15 protein-coding genes and 2 tRNA genes are annotated in these 15,254 nt (G+C 69.5%); 10 read left to right on the forward strand and 7 right to left on the reverse strand.

Annotation, left to right across the window (positions count from 1 at the left end; translation table 11 throughout):
- Positions 1–17: 17 nt before the first annotated feature.
- Complete coding sequence (locus I004_RS0102250) at positions 18–578, reverse strand: NUDIX hydrolase (protein WP_028434159.1); 561 nt, start codon at positions 576–578, stop codon at positions 18–20.
- Complete coding sequence (locus tag I004_RS0102255) at positions 575–2,146, reverse strand: zinc-dependent metalloprotease (RefSeq protein WP_028434160.1); 1,572 nt, start codon at positions 2,144–2,146, stop codon at positions 575–577. The genes I004_RS0102250 and I004_RS0102255 overlap by 4 nt, the downstream gene beginning before the upstream one ends.
- A gap of 265 nt (positions 2,147–2,411) precedes the next feature.
- Here I004_RS0102255 and I004_RS0102260 point away from each other — a divergent pair, with 265 nt between their 5' ends.
- From I004_RS0102260 to I004_RS0102275, 4 genes are all read left to right on the forward strand, one after another.
- Entirely contained in the window at positions 2,412–3,509 is a 1,098-nt protein-coding gene (locus tag I004_RS0102260; protein ID WP_028434161.1) for an SDR family oxidoreductase, read from the forward strand.
- A 55-nt stretch (positions 3,510–3,564) separates the two neighbouring features.
- Entirely contained in the window at positions 3,565–4,023 is a 459-nt protein-coding gene (locus I004_RS0102265) for a molybdopterin synthase catalytic subunit (protein WP_028434162.1), read from the forward strand.
- A gap of 358 nt (positions 4,024–4,381) precedes the next feature.
- Positions 4,382–4,636 carry a hypothetical protein gene (locus I004_RS31660; RefSeq protein ID WP_037974576.1) on the forward strand — a complete coding sequence of 85 codons (255 nt, stop codon included), beginning with the start codon at positions 4,382–4,384 and terminating at the stop codon, positions 4,634–4,636.
- Positions 4,637–4,661: 25 nt separating this feature from the next.
- Positions 4,662–5,756: a PDZ domain-containing protein gene (locus I004_RS0102275; RefSeq protein WP_028434163.1), complete on the forward strand. Its 1,095-nt coding sequence runs from the start codon at positions 4,662–4,664 to the stop codon at positions 5,754–5,756.
- Positions 5,757–5,825: 69 nt separating this feature from the next.
- Here I004_RS0102275 and I004_RS0102280 read toward each other — a convergent pair whose 3' ends face one another.
- The gene (locus I004_RS0102280; protein ID WP_028434164.1) at positions 5,826–6,398 is read right to left on the reverse strand and encodes a PPA1309 family protein; all 573 of its coding nucleotides are present in this window, start codon (positions 6,396–6,398) and stop codon (positions 5,826–5,828) included.
- 110 nt (positions 6,399–6,508) lie between these two features.
- Between I004_RS0102280 and I004_RS0102285 the strand changes: the two genes are divergently transcribed.
- The 4 genes from I004_RS0102285 (at position 6,509) to I004_RS0102300 (ending at position 11,730) form a co-directional block, all read left to right on the forward strand.
- A complete protein-coding gene (locus I004_RS0102285; RefSeq protein WP_199779311.1) occupies positions 6,509–9,400 on the forward strand; it encodes a UPF0182 family protein in 2,892 nt (963 codons plus the stop codon).
- Between the two features lie 75 nt (positions 9,401–9,475).
- Positions 9,476–9,549, forward strand: a tRNA-Met gene (locus I004_RS0102290).
- Positions 9,550–9,734: 185 nt separating this feature from the next.
- Positions 9,735–11,516, forward strand: coding sequence for an SEL1-like repeat protein (locus I004_RS0102295; protein ID WP_106965228.1), 1,782 nt, complete (start codon positions 9,735–9,737; stop codon positions 11,514–11,516).
- 140 nt (positions 11,517–11,656) lie between these two features.
- Positions 11,657–11,730: transfer RNA gene (locus I004_RS0102300), tRNA-Met, on the forward strand.
- Between the two features lie 108 nt (positions 11,731–11,838).
- Here the strand turns inward: I004_RS0102300 and I004_RS0102305 are convergent.
- The gene (locus I004_RS0102305) at positions 11,839–12,255 is read right to left on the reverse strand and encodes a Fur family transcriptional regulator (protein WP_028434167.1); all 417 of its coding nucleotides are present in this window, start codon (positions 12,253–12,255) and stop codon (positions 11,839–11,841) included.
- A 72-nt stretch (positions 12,256–12,327) separates the two neighbouring features.
- On the opposite strand from I004_RS0102305, the gene I004_RS0102310 reads away from it, so the two are divergent.
- Positions 12,328–12,477: a catalase family protein gene (locus I004_RS0102310; RefSeq protein WP_158676979.1), complete on the forward strand. Its 150-nt coding sequence runs from the start codon at positions 12,328–12,330 to the stop codon at positions 12,475–12,477.
- Positions 12,478–12,592: 115 nt separating this feature from the next.
- Here the strand turns inward: I004_RS0102310 and I004_RS0102315 are convergent, their stop codons facing one another.
- Positions 12,593–13,000 (reverse strand): CBS domain-containing protein, encoded by a 408-nt coding sequence (locus I004_RS0102315; protein WP_028434169.1) that lies wholly within the window; start codon positions 12,998–13,000, stop codon positions 12,593–12,595.
- A 170-nt stretch (positions 13,001–13,170) separates the two neighbouring features.
- Positions 13,171–13,965, reverse strand: a complete 795-nt coding sequence (gene hisN, locus I004_RS0102320) for a histidinol-phosphatase (protein ID WP_028434170.1) — start codon at positions 13,963–13,965, stop codon at positions 13,171–13,173.
- A gap of 226 nt (positions 13,966–14,191) precedes the next feature.
- On the opposite strand from hisN, the gene I004_RS0102325 reads away from it, so the two are divergent.
- Positions 14,192–14,797, forward strand: coding sequence for a TetR/AcrR family transcriptional regulator (locus I004_RS0102325; RefSeq protein WP_051344599.1), 606 nt, complete (start codon positions 14,192–14,194; stop codon positions 14,795–14,797).
- 37 nt (positions 14,798–14,834) lie between these two features.
- On the opposite strand, the gene I004_RS0102330 is transcribed toward I004_RS0102325, so the two are convergent.
- The gene (locus I004_RS0102330) at positions 14,835–15,161 is read right to left on the reverse strand and encodes a DMT family transporter (protein ID WP_037974579.1); all 327 of its coding nucleotides are present in this window, start codon (positions 15,159–15,161) and stop codon (positions 14,835–14,837) included.
- Positions 15,162–15,254: the final 93 nt, after the last annotated feature.

Below are 15,254 nucleotides of genomic sequence, written 5' to 3' on the forward strand. Positions count from 1 at the left end.
ACGGGCCCCGGGCGCTTTCAGCGCCCTCCGCCCGTGAGCCCTCCGTCCCCGACGAGCGCGCGTGCGCACTCGGTGAGCCTCACCACCGACTCGTCGGCGGCCGCCGCCACTTCGTCGTAGCCGTACCAGCGCAGATCCAGCGATTCCTCACTCACCCGCTCCAGGGCCCCCTCGGGAGCGAGGGCCGCGTACTGCACGTCCAAGTGCCAGGTGCACGGCGTGAGATGGCGGTCGAGACGCAGCGGCCCGCCGGGCAGCAGGGTCAGCCCGTCGATCCCGGATTCCTCCCGGGCCTCGCGCAGCGCGGCCTCGGCCAGCGTGGTGTCCTCCGGCTCGCAGTGGCCGCCCATCTGCAGCCACATCTTCAGCTTCCGGTGCAGCGTCAGCAGCACGCGGCCCCCGGCCGGGTCGACCACGAGGGCGCTCGCGGTGAGGTGACCGTCGGAGCACGCCTTCCACATGGCGTCCTCATGGGCCCGGAGGTACGCGAGATAGTCGCGGCGCAGTCCCTCCTGCCCGTCGTCGGCCCCGGGGGACCACTCCGTCAGCGTCCGCGTCGCGCTTTCGTGCAGGCTCACAGCTTCTTTCCGCCGTCGTCGCCCTCGCTGCCCCCGTCCTCGTCGCCGTCACCGCGGGTCTCGCCCTCGGTTTCGGCGCGAGTCCGGTCCTCGGTGTCGGCGCGGCTGCTGCTCGAGTTCCCCGCCGCGGCGTCTCCCAGCAGCGACTCGAGCTCCGAGAAGTCGGCGTTCTCGCGGTGGACGAAGCCGTCCGGGTCGTCCAGATCGTCAGCCGTCGGCAGCATGTCGGGGTGCGCCCACAATCCGTCACGTCCGTCGGCGCCGCGAGCGTCCGTCAGCGAGGCCCACAGCCGTGAGGCGTCACGGAGCCTGCGCGGACGCAGCTCGAGCCCGATCAGGGTGGCGAAGGTCTGCTCCGCGGGGCCGCCGGACGCACGGCGGCGGCGCAGCGTCTCGCGCAGCGCGGACGCGGAGGGCAGGTGCGGCTCGGCCGCGGCGTGCACGACCGCGTCGACCCAGCCCTCGACCAGTGCCAGAGCTGTCTCCAGCCGCGCCTTGGCGGCGCGCTGCTCAGGGGTGTCCTCCGGCTGGAACATGCCCTGCTGAAGGGCCTGCTGAAGCTCCTCGGGGTTCTGCGGGTCGAACTGCCCGACGACGTCCTCGAGCTTGGAGGTGTCGACCTTGATCCCGCGTGCGTATCCGTCCACCGCGCCGAACAGATGCGAGCGCAGCCACGGGACGTGCATGAAGAGGCGCTGGTGAGCGGCCTCCCGCAGCGCCAGATACAGCCGTACCTCTTCCTGCGGCACGCCGAGACCCTCGCCGAGCGCGGACATGTTCGTCGGCAGGAGCGCGGCCTTTCCGTCAGGCCCGAGCGGCAGTCCGATGTCCGAAGAACCGACCACCTCGCCCGCCAGAACGCCCAGCGCCTGCCCGATCTGCGTACCGAACATCGCGCCGCCCATGGAACGCATCATTCCGAGGAGCGGGCCCGCCATGGCCTGCATCTCCTCGGGCAGGACCTCGGCCATCGCCGCGCCGACGCGCTCCGCGACGGGGTCGACCAGGTCCTTCCACACGGGCAGTGTGTTCTCGACCCACTCCGCACGGCTCCACGCCTCAGCCGTGGTGGACCCGGACGGCAGCGACGTCACACCGTCCAGCCACAGGTCCGCCAGGCGCACGGCCTCCTCGACGGCAGCCCGGTCCTTGGGGCCGATGCTGGCGTCCTTGGTGCCTGTCCCCTGGCCACCCTGGCCTTCCGGACTGGAGCCGCTTCCCGGGACCCCGGCGGCGACCGTCTGCCGGGCGATGTCCTTGGCCATGTCCCAGTTCACGGGGCCGCCCTCGAACGAGAGCATCTGGCCCAGCTTCTGGAAGGCCGCGCCAAGGTCGTTCGGGTCCATGCCTCCCTGACCGCCGCCGAGCGAACCGAACATCGCCGCCAGCGGGTTGTCCGCCGCGGGCCCGCCGGTGCCGCCGCCGAAGCCGAAGGGGTTCGGAGTGTTTCCCTGGCCGCTCCGGTCGCCCTGGCCGCCCTGGCCCGCGCCGTCGCCCTTCTTCTTGCCCTCGTCCCCGTCTTCGGGCTCCTCAGGAGGTACGCCGAATCCGAATGGGGTGTCACTCACGGGTTTCCTCGGCTCTGTCGTATGGGTCTCGTGGGTCTTCGTACAGTCGTGCGGGTCTCGCGGGAGGGTGCGCCGCTGCGTCGGCGGCCTGCTCGCAGGGACCGGTGCGTGGACTACGTTGGACTGTCTCGACTGGTCGAAGTGGACCAATCGGGACACGGGCGAGCCTGCTCAGGTGTCACAGGCTCCACCTCCAGCCTAGACACGTGTCAGGCAGGATGGAGCTTGCGCACCTCCTACCAGAAACAACCGCTGGAGACGACTGGTGAGTTCCTCCGACAGCAACGTTCGCGCAGCGCGAACCCCGACCGTCGCCGTCACGGGTGCCGCGTCAGGAGTGGGCGCGCTGCTGACGGAGCGGCTCGCGGCATCGGAGGAGATCAAGAGCGTCATCGCGCTGGACGAGCGTCGCGGTGAGGTCAGCGAGGCCCAGTGGCACACCCTCGACGTGCGTGACCCGGCGATCGCCGACCGTCTGCGCAACGAGGGCGATCCCGTTGACGTTGTCGTGCATCTGGCTCTCGACCTGGACCTGGAGACGGACCCCACGGCCCGTACCGCGCTCAACGTCCGCGGGACGCAGACCGTGCTGACAGCGGCGGCGGCAGCGGGCGTCCCCCGCGTCATCTTGTGCACCTCGACGATGGTCTACGGGGCCCTGCCGGACAACGACGTCCCGCTCTCCGAGGACGCCGAGCTGCGGGCCACCGCCGAGGCCACCGCCGTAGGTGACCTCCTGGAGATCGAACGGCTCGCACGCCGGGCGCCCCGGGCCCATCCGGGGCTCAACGTGACGGTCGTGCGCCCCTCGGTGCTCGTTGGCGCGGGCATGGATACCGCGCTGACCCGCTATTTCGAGTCGCCCCGGTTGCTGGTCGTCGCCGATTCGCGCCCCTGCTGGCAGTTCTGCCACGTCGAGGACCTGGTGAGCGCGCTGGAGTTCGCCGTCCTGGAGAAGGCCGACGGCGAGATGGCCGTGGGCTGCGACGGCTGGCTCGAGCAGGAGGAGGTCGAGGAACTCACCGGCATCCGCCGCATGGAGCTGCCGTCGGCTGTCGCACTCGGAGCCGCCTCACGGCTGCACCGGCTGGGCCTGACGCCCTCGCCGGCGGGCGACCTCGCCTACACGATGCACCCGTGGGTCGTCTCCGGCGCCCGCCTGCACGACGCCGGCTGGCGCCCCCGCTGGACGAACGAAGAGGTGCTCGCGGAGCTGCTGGAGGAGGTCGCCGGCCGTCACACGCTGGCAGGCCGCAGGCTCGGACGTACGGAAGCCGCGACCGCCGCGGGCGCGGGTGCGACCGTGGCACTCCTGGGCACGGCAGCACTGGTGCGGAGGGCACGCAAGCGCCGCGGCCTGTAGCGGCGGGCGAGGAGGGGCAGTTCCCTCGGTGCCGGGCGTGGGGCAGCATGAAGCCATGGCACAGAAACACGAACACCCCGGCGAGCGGGCGGCCACCGACCCCATCAGACTGCTCGGCATCCGCGACGCACCCCTCTCCGTCGACGAGGTGTTCAGGGCCGTCGGTGACGACTCCTCCGGTGGCACCGCGCTCTTCGTCGGCACGGTGCGTGATCACGACGGCGGCGCGGACGTCACCCGTCTGGGGTACTCGTCGCATCCCACGGCTGAGGCCGAACTGCGGCGGGTCGCGGAGAAGACCGCCGCCGACTTCCCGGTGAGGGCACTCGCGGCCGTGCACCGGGTCGGCGAGCTGGCCATCGGCGACCTGGCAGTGGTCGTGGCAGTCTCCTGCCCTCACCGCGCGGAGGCGTTCGAGGCGTGCCACCGCCTCGTCGACGACCTCAAGCGCGAGGTCCCCATCTGGAAGCACCAGGTCTTCGCGGACGGGACAGAAGAGTGGGTTGGCGCGTAACGCCATCATTGAGGGGGGTGGCCGGGTGACGGGCGGGGGGTGGCGCGTAGCGCCGTCACTGACGGGCCGCGGCCAGGAGGCCCGGTGCCCTCCGGTTCCGGCTCGCGGCGGGGCGGCCTCCGACACCCCTGACGCCGGGGCAGTCCGCCCTGCGCTGTGACCGTGCGCCCGGTGGGCGGGTCGGCGTAGTGGCGTCACCGGGGGAGGCGATCGGCGCACCCGTACGGTGCACATTCCGGTTGCGGAACCGGATCCCGGGAAAGAGCGTTGTCATGCCGGGAGTTAATCTGCTCATCGGCCGTTCTGCCCGGCAGGACTCGGTCGGACAGCGTTCTGAACAAGGGGTCGGGAGGTCATCATGGCGGCACTCTCCTGGTTGCTGATTCCGATCATGGCTGCGGTCGCTGCCGGTGTCTGGGGCAGCTGGGCCAGCAAGCGTCGGACGGGAATCCCGGATTCCGCGGGCGTCGCCGGCTACGAACGATTCCGCGCGGCGATGGAACGCTCGCGCGTCGACGAGGCCGCTGGGGGATTCCGTACGGAACCTCCCGCGGAGCCCGTTGTGACAGCCGCCGCGCAGGCCACGGATCGTTCCGCCCGCACGGCGGACTGACGGTCCCTTCCCGTACTGTCGTGCCATGCCACGACGCACCGCGACGATGCTCGCGTCCACGCTGCTTCTCATAGCGATGCTCTGTGCCGGGCTGCTGATCAAGGTGCCTTACGCAGAGATGTCGCCCGGGCCCACCGTCAACACGCTCGGTGAGCACGACGGGGACCCGGTGCTCAACATCAAGGAGCACAGGACGTACGAGACGTCGGGCCATCTGAACATGACGACGGTCCGCGTCACCGGCGCCGACTACCGCATGAATCTGCTGGAGGCCGTCGGCGGCTGGCTGCAGCACGACAGCGCGGTGGTTCCACATTCGACGCTCTACCCGGAGAACAAGTCGGCCAAGGAGGTCGACCAGCAGAACGCGGAGGAGTTCAGCGCCTCGCAGGAGAGTGCGAAGGTGTCGGCGCTGAGGGAGCTGGGGATCCGGGTGCCCACCCACATCATCGTCGGGTCCGTCGTGAAGGGCGGGGCCTCCGAGGGCAAGCTGCACGCCGGTGATCTCATCCGCACCGTCGACGGCAAGGCGGTCAAGGACCCCAAGGGCGTCGCGGACATCGTGACCAAGCACAAGCCGGGCGAGAAGGTCCGCTTCACGGTCATCCCGGCTGCGGACGTCAAGGCGGCACAGAAGGCGGGGAAGAAGCCCTCGCCGCGTGACGCGCGGCAGGTGGTCGTCGGCACGAAGAAGGCAGGGGACGACGGGCGCGCGATAGTGGGCATCCAGCCCGCGGCCGGTCACATCTTCCCGTTCGACATCGACATCAAGCTCGCCGACGTCGGCGGTCCCAGCGCGGGCCTTATGTTCTCGCTCGGGATAGTCGACAAGCTGACCCGCGAGGACCTCACGGGCGGCTCCTTCATCGCGGGTACCGGCACCATCGACGACAAGGGCAAGGTCGGAGCCATCGGCGGTATCCAGATGAAGACCGTCGCCGCACGCGCCAAGGGTGCCAAGTACTTCCTGACACCGTCTGCCAACTGCCCTACAGCTGCCAAGGACAAGCCGGCCGGCCTCACCCTCGTGAAGACGGGCACCATGCACGACGCCATGAACGCGCTGAAGAAGATCCGCGACGACGACACGGCCGCCCTCCCGCGCTGCAAGGCGGGCTGACGGCCTCGGTCCTCGTCCCCGGCAGGGCGCTTCTCCCAGGTCACGGCCCTGCGGAGCGGCCCTCGTCGATCACTCCTCGAACGTCGCCGCCAGCGCGTCGGCCAGCCCGGGCACCAGGCCCGCCCCTGTCAGCACCTCTGTCGTGTCGTCCTTCGAGCGCAGGCGCAGAGCCGATTCACGTGTGCCGTCACGCAGCACGGCGACCGTGAGCCGCACCTCCTGGCGTTCGGGGTGTTCGGCGACCCACTCGGCGAGCTCGTTTTCGGCCCCCTCCAGCTGGAGATTTTCGGGCACCTCTTCCTCCGCGGACCGGGGCAGCATCAGCCGCTCGACAGTCATCGCGCAGCCCGTGACGGCCTCGGGCCAGGCGATCGTCGCCAGGAATTCATCGAGGGGAGCACCCGTGGGCAGCTCGTCCTGCTCGACGGGCGTGAGGGCGGAGGCCGACTGGCCGGTGTCGTCGAAACCGAGCTGACCTGCGAGTTCGGGCTCTTCCGCGCGCAGTCGCGCGGTGTCGACCAGGGCGAACAGCCGGCTCGGCTGGTCCCAGCCCAGACCTGCCGCGTACTCGTCGAGTTCCAGCACCGCTCGGGTGAGCGGGTCGGAGGCCAGGGGCGTGCCGTCGGTGGGGAGGTTGTCCATGGGTATATCGTGCCCGCTTCCACCCCGGGATCGGGAACTGGGTAAAGCTTCGTTAAGTTGCATGAGTGGGCTTACGATGCTGGGCCCTTCTTGTCACAGCGATCTTCGAGGTGCGCACCTTGGCTTTCCAGATGCCGGACCGTGGTTCAGGCGGTCCATCAGGGCCACGGATCAGAGTGGGTCGGCCGTCCAGGCGTGCCCGTACGCTGCTGATGACCGTAGGCGTGCTGGCGGTGCTCGCCATGCTCTTCGTCATGTTCGCCGGGTTCTGGACCGACTGGCTCTGGTACCGCTCGGTCCAGTACAGCGCGGTCTTCACCAAGACGTTGTGGACGAAGGTCGGCATGTTCGCCGTCTTCGGTCTGCTGATGTCGGCGGCCGTCGGGCTCAACATCTGGATCGCGCACCGCATGCGGCCGCCGCTCAGCGCCATGTCGCTCGAGCAGCAGAGCCTCGACCGCTACCGGATGAGCATCGCCCCGTACAAGAAGTGGGTGCTGCTCGGCGTGACGGCTCTCGTCGGGCTGATCGCCGGCGCCTCGGCGGCCGGGCAGTGGCGCACGTGGCTGCTGTGGGTCAACTCCGTGCCGTTCGGCAAGACGGACCCGCAGTTCGGCAAGGACGTCTCCTTCTACGCCTTCGACCTGCCCTGGTACCGCTTCCTGCTCGCCTTCGGCTTCGCCGCGGTGGTCCTGTCGCTGATCGCGTCCGCGCTGGTGCACTACCTCTACGGCGGCCTGCGCGTGACCACCCCGGGTGCCCGCGCCACGGCGCAGGCCACGGGCCATCTGTCCGTGCTGCTGGGCTTCTTCGTCGCCCTCAAGGCCGTGGCCTACTGGCTGGACAGGTACGGGCTGGCCGTGAAGTCCGGCGACTTCAAGGCGACCGACAACTGGACGGGTCTGAAGTTCGTCGACGCGAACGCCTATCTCCCGGCGAAGACCATCCTCTTCTGCATCGCGATCATCTGCGCCCTGCTCTTCTTCGCGACCATCTGGCGCCGCACCTGGCAGCTGCCGGTGATCGGCTTCGGGCTGATGGTCCTCTCGGCGATCCTGATCGGCGGCCTGTACCCGGCGATAGTCCAGAAGTTCCAGGTCCAGCCGAACGAGCAGGCTAAGGAGACGCCGTACATCAAGAAGAACATCAAGGCCACGCGTGAGGCCTACGGCATCGACGACTCACAGGTGAAGGACTACTCGGGCACGAGCAAGGCGGGCAAGCAGCAGCTGCGCGACGCCGCCGCGACCACGGCGAGCACGCGTCTTCTCGACCCGAACGTCGTCTCGCCGACCTTCCAGCAGAAGCAGCAGGTCAGGGGCTACTACCAGTTCCCCGCCGTGCTCGACGTGGACCGCTACAAGAACAAGGACGGCAGGGAGCAGGACACCGTCGTCGGTCTGCGCGAGATCAACACGGACGGCATCCCCGAGAAGAACTGGATCAACGAGCACTTCAAGTACACCCACGGCTACGGCATGGTCGCGGCCAAGGGCACCACGGTCGACAAGGACGGCGCACCGTCCTTCACCGAGCAGGACCTTCCGCCCAAGGGCGACAAGGGCAAGTACCAGGGTCGCGTCTACTACGGCGAGAAGACCAACCAGTACTCGATCGTCGGCGGTCCGCAGAAGGAGCTGGACTACGCGGACGACAAGGGCGAGAAGACGTACACGTACAAGGGCAAGAGCGGGGTCAACCTCGCCAACCCGGTCAACCGTGCTGCGTACGCCGTGAACTTCAACGAGCCGCAGATCCTCTACTCCGGAGCGATCGGCGAGGGCTCCCGGATCCTCTACAACCGGACACCGAAGGAGCGCGTCGAGGCGGTCGCGCCGTGGCTGACGATCGACGGCGACCCCTACCCGGCTGTCGTCAACGGCCGGATCAAGTGGATCATCGACGCCTACACGACGTCCGACAACTACCCGTACTCCTCGCGTACGACCCTCGGCGACACCACGGAGGACTCGCTGACGGACGGTCAGCGCGCAGTGGTCGCCAGGCAGAACCGCGTCAACTACATCCGCAACTCGGTCAAGGCGACGGTCGACGCCTACAGCGGCGACGTCAAGATGTATCAGTGGGACAAGAAGGACCCGGTCCTGAAGACCTGGATGAAGGCCTTCCCCGGCACGGTCAAGCCGAAGAGCGCGATCGGCGACCAGCTGATGGACCATCTGCGCTATCCGCAGGACCTGTTCAAGGTCCAGCGCGAGCTGCTGACCCGGTATCACGTCACGTCGCCGTCGCAGTTCTACAGCGGCAGTGAGCGCTGGCAGATCCCGGACGACCCGACGCACAAGGGCAACGCGGTACCGCCGTACTACCTGAGTCTTCAGATGCCCGACGAGAAGAAGCAGGCGTTCTCGCTGACCACGACGTTCAATCCCAACAAGCGGGAGACGCTGGGCGCGTTCATGGCCATCGAGGCGGATCCGCGCAGCCCGGGATACGGCAAGATCAAGATGCTGAGGCTGCCGTCCAACACGACGGTGTCCGGCCCCTCGCAGGTGCAGAGCAAGTTCAACTCCGATCCCAGCATCGCCGAGTCCCTCAACCTGCTGAAGCGGGGCGACTCGGAGATCGAGTACGGCAACCTGCTGACGGTGCCTCTTGAGGGCGGTCTGCTCTACGTCGAGCCGGTGTACGTGCGCGGTGCCGGCACCAACTACCCGCGCATGCGGAAGGTTCTGGTCACGTACGGCGAACGCATCGCCTTCGAGAACACCTTGGGCCAGGCCCTCGACAAGGTCTTCGACGCCAAGGGCGATCCCGGTGCGTCCGATCCCGGCGAGCAGCCGGAGGAGCCGCCGGCGTCCGGTGACGCATCGGTGCGCGAAGCCCTGAAGAACGTTCAGGACGCGTACGACGCCGGCCAGGACGCCCTGGAGAAGGGCGACTGGAAGGCGTACGGCAAGGCGCAGGACGACCTCAGGGACGCCATCCAGGAGGCGCAGGACGCCGAGAAGGACGCCGAAAAGGGCGCCAAGAAGGAGTAGTTGAGCGCACCCGGGCGGCCCCACCGCCCGGGTGCGGAGCACTCCGCACCGTGGTGTAGAGTTGTCACACAACGGCGCGGGGTGGAGCAGCTCGGTAGCTCGCTGGGCTCATAACCCAGAGGTCGCAGGTTCAAATCCTGTCCCCGCTACTGAAGTCGAAGGGCCCGGATCCTCAAGGATCCGGGCCCTTCGCATGTGTCAACGCATCACACCTCAATCCCCTTTCGTGGCAGACGGTTTGAGGTGTCTCTCTGTCGGGAAGTCGACAAACCTCTGAATTGACCTCACCCGGTGGTGGTATTCCAGGTGTACGTGCGTTGCGGGTGGTGCGAACATGGGCTTCATGGGGGACAAGGTGAGACTGGAGGCTCCGCCGGGTACCGGTACGGCCCCAGCGGATGTTGACAGTGGGGCGGGAGATGTCGACAACGTCGGCGAACTGAGCGTGCTCGGCGCTCGGTTGCTTCGCCGCGGCGATCTCGACGGGGCGGAGGCGCCGCTGCGGGCAGCCACCGCAGGGGGTGACCGTGCGGCGGCAAACAATCTGGGTGTTCTGCTCCACCAGAGGGGCTGCGTCGACGAGGCAGCGGGCTGGTGGCGCGTCGCCGCCGTCGCCGGGTCGGCAGCGGCGGCTCACGCCCTCGGCAAATATCACCGTGAGCGCGGCGACGAGGCCGCCGCGCACTACTGGCTGCTGCACGCCGCCGAGTGCGGGCACGCGCTGGGCGCGTACGCCCTGGCGGACCTGCTCGACCACCGTGGTGAGGAGGGCGCGGAGGCGTGGTTCCGTGCCGCCGCCGAACAGGGCCACCGTGAGGCCGCGTACCGGCTCGCGCAGATCATCAGCACCCGCGGGGCCGACGTCACCGGTGAGGGTGAGGACGACGACGAGGCCGTGGAGGCCGTCGAGCGCGAGGCGGAGCAGTGGTACAGGCAGGCTGCCGCCCGCGGTCACCGCCGCGCCGCGCTCCGGCTCGGCGCGATCCTGGAGCGCCGCGGCGAGCTGAAGGAGGCGGGCCGCTGGTATCTCACGTCCGCGAAGGAGGGTGAGCCGCGCGCCGCGTGCGCCCTTGGCTTCCTGCTGCGGGACGCGGGCGACGAGGAGAGCGCTGCGGTCTGGTGGCGCCGTGCCGCCGAGGACGGCGACGGCAACGCCGCCAACGCGCTGGGTGCTCTCCACGCCGACCGTGGTGAGCGGCAGGCTGCGGAGCGCTGGTACCGCGTCGCCCTCGACGCGGGCTGTGACAACGGCGCGTTCAACCTCGGGCTGCTCTGCGCGGCGCAGGGCCGCACGGCTCAGGCCGAACAGTGGTACCGCCGCGCCGCGTATGCCGGTCACCGTGAGGCCGCCAACGCGCTCGCGGTGCTGCTGCTGCAGCGCGGCGACGCGGACGGCGCCGAGCCCTGGTTCTCCAAGGCGGCGGAGGCCGGCAGCGTCGACGCCGCCTTCAACCTGGGCATCCTGCACGTCGGCCGTGGCGATCACCGCACGGCCCGTGTCTGGTACGCGCGGGCAGCGTCGGCGGGGCACGCGGAGGCCGCGCTGCAGGTCGGCATCGCTCTTTTGAGGGAGGGCGACGAGCAGGGGGCGGAGCGCCGGCTGCGCACCGCCGCCGGCGCCGGCAGCGTGGAGGGCGCCTTCCGGCTCGCCGTGCTCCTGGAGCGCCGCAGCCCGCGGGAGGCCGACTCGACGGGTGCGACCGCGTCCGTGAGCAGCCGCGACGAGCACGAGGAGTGGTACGAGCGCGCGGCCGAGCAGGGTCACCGGCGTGCGCAGGTGCGCTTCGGCATGTGCCTGGCGGCGCGGGGCGAGATCGTCGACGCCGCGCGGTGGTACCGGTCCGCGGCGGCGGCGGGCAGCCCCAACGGGGCGTTCAACCTGGGGCTGTTGCTGGCCCGCGAGGGCAGCGAGCCGGAGGCTGCGCTGTGGTGGACCCGTGCGGCCGAGGCGGGGCACGGGCGCGCGGCGCTGCGTCTCGCGCTGCTGAGCGCACGCCGGGGCGAGCTCGAGACGGGGCAGCACTGGTGCGCGCGGGCGGTCGAGCTGGGCCCGTCCGAGGTGGCCACGCGCGCGGCCAAACTGCACGACGCCCTGCACTCGGAGCTCACGGCCTGACGGTCCGGCCGGTCCCGTCCGGGGAGGTGGTCCGTACGGTCCGGGCCGGGCCGGATCGCGCTCAGGCGCGGGCCCGGCCGGGTTGTACGGAAGCGATTTGCGCTGGTCGTCGGCGCAGGGTTAGAGTTGCGGCACAACGGCGCGGGGTGGAGCAGCTCGGTAGCTCGCTGGGCTCATAACCCAGAGGTCGCAGGTTCAAATCCTGTCCCCGCTACTGAAGTCGAAGGGCCCGGATCCTCAAGGATCCGGGCCCTTCGCATGTCTCGCGGATATGCCGGGTGGCCGGCTTCCGGCCCGATCGGACCGTGACGGAGCGTCCGTGTCAGCCGGCGGCGCATTGGGGGCAGGTGCCCCGGTAGGTGATCGTGGCGTCCGAGATCGTGAACCCGTAGCGCTCGGTCTCGGGAAGGCCGGCCAGCGGGTCGCCGGAGGGGTGCACGTCGCGGATCGTGCCGCACTTCGAGCAGACCAAGTGCTGATGTGAATGACGGGCGTTGGGGTCGTACCGCTTCGCGCGGCCGTCGGTGCTGACCTCGATCACCTCGCCGATGGAGACGAGCTCGCTCAGCGTGTTGTAGACGGTGGCCCGCGCGATCTCCGGCAGGCGTACGGCAGCGCGTGCGTGCACCTCGTCGGCCGTGTAGTGCACGTGGTCGCCGTCCAGAACCTCGGCCACGACTCGCCGCTGCGCGGTGAGCCGCCAGCCCCGGTCCCGGAGTCGCTCCAGCAGGTCGCTCATACGGCAACCCTAGCAGTGCTGGGGTCCGGGAAAAGAACGTGTATGGACTTCGTCATGTTCTTGACCTGGACAATGTCCAATGTAGGATCTGTTCAAGCTCGACGCAGGCCCCTCGCAGTCTCGTGTGGGGACATCGCCCAGCGCGCCATCGAGAACTTCCGCAAGGCGGAGGAGGACTACGGCAAGCGGCTGGAGGCCGCGGTTCAGGCCCTGCGCGGCTGATCCGGCAGCTCGCCGTAAGAACCCGGAGGGACCGTGCCGTCGCACGGTCCCTCCGGTGTTGCTCAGGGGCGTGAGGTCCGCGCCGCCGCGTTCGCGTGCCGCGCGGGCGCCCTGCTCACACCCCCACTGCTCCCACGGTCTCGGCTCTTCCGGTCCAGCAGCGCACGATGTCCCGTACGGACACGATGCCGACGGGCTCCTGTTCGTGCAGCACGATCAGATGGCGGAACCCGCCGTGGGTCATGGCTTCCGACGCCTGCTCCAGCGTCCACTCCTCCGTGGCGAAGACGACGTCGGTCGTGGTGTGGGACTGCGCCGTCTCCTGGTCGGGATCCTGGCCCGCGCCGAGGGAGTTGAGGATGTCGCGCTCGGTGAGGATTCCGAGCCCGCTGGTATCGGGGTCGAAGACCACGGCTGCGCCGACCCGACGGGCCGACATCAGCGTGGCGGCCTGGCGGAGTGTGTGGGCGGGACCGATGGTGAGTACGACCGTGGTCATTGCTTCTCGGACGAGGGTGGGCATGTTCGTGGTCCACCTCCTTGGCGAAACCTCTCCACTTCGAGAAGAGATTCACAAGGTCACAAGCTTACGGAGCTACATGTTCACATGGCTCCGGGACCACAACAAGGGCACGTACCCGGACAGACAGGGCGCGTGTTTCCCGCATCGCGCCTCGCGTGTCCCGCGTACGTCTACGCCGTCAGATAGGTGAGCACTTCCTCGTGCAGCAGGCCGTTGGAGGCGAGGGCGTTCCCGCTGTGCGGGCCGACCCTGCCGTCAAGGCCGGTGAACGTGCCGCCGGCCTCCTGCACGATGATCGCGGGTGCCGCCATGTCCCACAGCGACAGCTCGGGTTCGGCGCACGCGTCCACCGAACCCTCGGCGACCATCATGTACGGCCAGAAGTCCCCGTAGCCCCGCGTACGCCAGCAGTCACGGGTCAGCTCGAGGAAGCCCGGGAACATGCCGCGCTCCTCCCAGCCGTGCAGCGAGGAGTACCCGAAGGAGGCGTCCCGTACGGACTCCACCCGGGAGACCTGGAGACGCGAGGCCTGCGACAGGCTGCGCCCCGTGTAGGCGCCGCCACCCTTCGCCGCCCACCATCGCCGGTTGAGCGCGGGGGCCGAGACCAGGCCCACCACCGGCTGGTCGCCGCCCTCGCCCAGCTCGGTCAGGGCGATCAAGGTCGCCCATACGGGGACTCCGCGGACGTAGTTCTTCGTCCCGTCGATGGGATCGATGACCCAGCGCCGTGAGCCGTGCCCGTCCGTGCCGAACTCCTCGCCGAGCACAGCGTCGCGCGGGCGCGTCCGCTTGAGCGAGGTGCGGATCAGCTCCTCGGCAGCCTTGTCGGCCTCGCTGACCGGCGTCAGGTCCGGTTTCGTCTCGACCTTGAGATCGAGAGCCTTGAACCGCTCCATCGTCGTGGCGTCCGCGGCGTCGGCCAGAACGTGGGCGAGACGCAGATCATCGTGGTAGTCCGGCATGTGTGAACAGTATCGACCAGCCGGATAGCCAGCCACAGGGCAGTGGTCACGGGACGCCATGCGAGTGTGTCCGTTCGCGCCGAGGGGTGGTGCCGGAGGCACCGTGGGAGGACGGATGGCGGCCCGTGTGCCGGGGTCGTGTGCAGGGAGTCCGCCCGCTGTCTTGACAGGAGTTGGCGACGCGTCAATTCTGTCCCGCACCCCAGCCGCCGGGTTCGGAGGCACGATGCCTACTGCACGCGAGACCTTGCTGGAAGCCGCACATACGGCCGTCGGCACACAGCCATGGGCAGGAGTGCGGATGGTGGACGTCGCCACCGCCGCAGGCGTGTCCCGGCAGACGCTCTACAACGAGTTCGGCACGAAGGAGGGCCTCGGTGCCGCCCTGGTGAGCCGGCTGGTTGACGGCTTCGTCGAGGGAGCGGTGCGCGCGGCGGCCGAAGGGAGCCGCGGCGGCGCCGATCCGGTGGCCTCCTTCGCGGCCGCGGCCGCATGGATGCTGCGGACCGCCCGTGACGAACCCATCGTCCGCGCGGCGCTCACGGGATGCTGGGGCACGCCGATGCCGCTGCCCGACGCCGCGACCGTCGCCGACGCGGGCGCGTCCGTCGTACATCCCGGCGAACCGGGGGCGCTGGCCGCCACATTGTGCAAGCGCATGATGGACGGGTTCTCCCCGAACGGTTCCTCCGGCCGGCTGGGCCTGGCATGCGAGGCAGGGATCCGGATCGCGCTGTCGTTCGTGGTCGCCCCTTCCTCGGATCGGCGCGACGAGGACGCGGTGGGTCAGATCCGCGAGGTGGTACGGGCACTGCTCGCGCAGCCCCGTTGAATCAGCGAGGCGACGGCCCTCGGGTGGGGCCTCCGGTTCAATGTGCTGCTCCGGAGAGCTGCAGGCCCACCAGCCCGACGACGACCAGCGAGATCGAGACCAGCTTCAGCGCGGAGACGACGTCTCCGAGGAAGAGCATCCCGTACACGGCCGTGCCGGCTGCTCCGATGCCTGTCCAGACCGCGTAGGCGGGGCCGACCTCGAGGCGCTTCAGCGAGAGCGTCAGCAGTCCGAAGCTGCCGAGCGCGAAGACGCAGAAGGCGACGGTGGGCCACAGCCGGGTGAAGCCGTGGGAGAGCTTGAGGCAGACGGCGAACCCGGTCTCCAGGAACCCGGCGACGACGACCAGCAGCCACGCTGCCATGTGGATTGCCTCCGTGCGTGCGTGTCCGCGTGCCTGGCGTGATCCGGGCGTGGGCGGTGTACTTCCGGGCGATTATGCCCGCGCATGACCGTT

This window comes from Streptomyces sp. TAA486, assembly GCF_000426165.1.

What these genes read in the sequence shown, in the direction of transcription:
- I004_RS0102280 (WP_028434164.1), bottom strand. Translation starts at nt 6,398, where the DNA reads ATGGACAACCTCCCCACCGACGGCACGCCCCTGGCCTCCGACCCGCTC.
- I004_RS0102275 (WP_028434163.1), top strand. Translation starts at nt 4,662, where the DNA reads ATGCCACGACGCACCGCGACGATGCTCGCGTCCACGCTGCTTCTCATA.
- I004_RS31660 (WP_037974576.1), top strand. Translation starts at nt 4,382, where the DNA reads ATGGCGGCACTCTCCTGGTTGCTGATTCCGATCATGGCTGCGGTCGCT.
- I004_RS0102330 (WP_037974579.1), bottom strand. Translation starts at nt 15,161, where the DNA reads ATGGCAGCGTGGCTGCTGGTCGTCGTCGCCGGGTTCCTGGAGACCGGG.
- I004_RS0102305 (WP_028434167.1), bottom strand. Translation starts at nt 12,255, where the DNA reads ATGAGCGACCTGCTGGAGCGACTCCGGGACCGGGGCTGGCGGCTCACC.
- hisN (WP_028434170.1), bottom strand. Translation starts at nt 13,965, where the DNA reads ATGCCGGACTACCACGATGATCTGCGTCTCGCCCACGTTCTGGCCGAC.
- I004_RS0102295 (WP_106965228.1), top strand. Translation starts at nt 9,735, where the DNA reads ATGGGCTTCATGGGGGACAAGGTGAGACTGGAGGCTCCGCCGGGTACC.
- I004_RS0102315 (WP_028434169.1), bottom strand. Translation starts at nt 13,000, where the DNA reads ATGCCCACCCTCGTCCGAGAAGCAATGACCACGGTCGTACTCACCATC.
- I004_RS0102325 (WP_051344599.1), top strand. Translation starts at nt 14,192, where the DNA reads ATGCCTACTGCACGCGAGACCTTGCTGGAAGCCGCACATACGGCCGTC.
- I004_RS0102310 (WP_158676979.1), top strand. Translation starts at nt 12,328, where the DNA reads ATGTCCAATGTAGGATCTGTTCAAGCTCGACGCAGGCCCCTCGCAGTC.
- I004_RS0102265 (WP_028434162.1), top strand. Translation starts at nt 3,565, where the DNA reads ATGGCACAGAAACACGAACACCCCGGCGAGCGGGCGGCCACCGACCCC.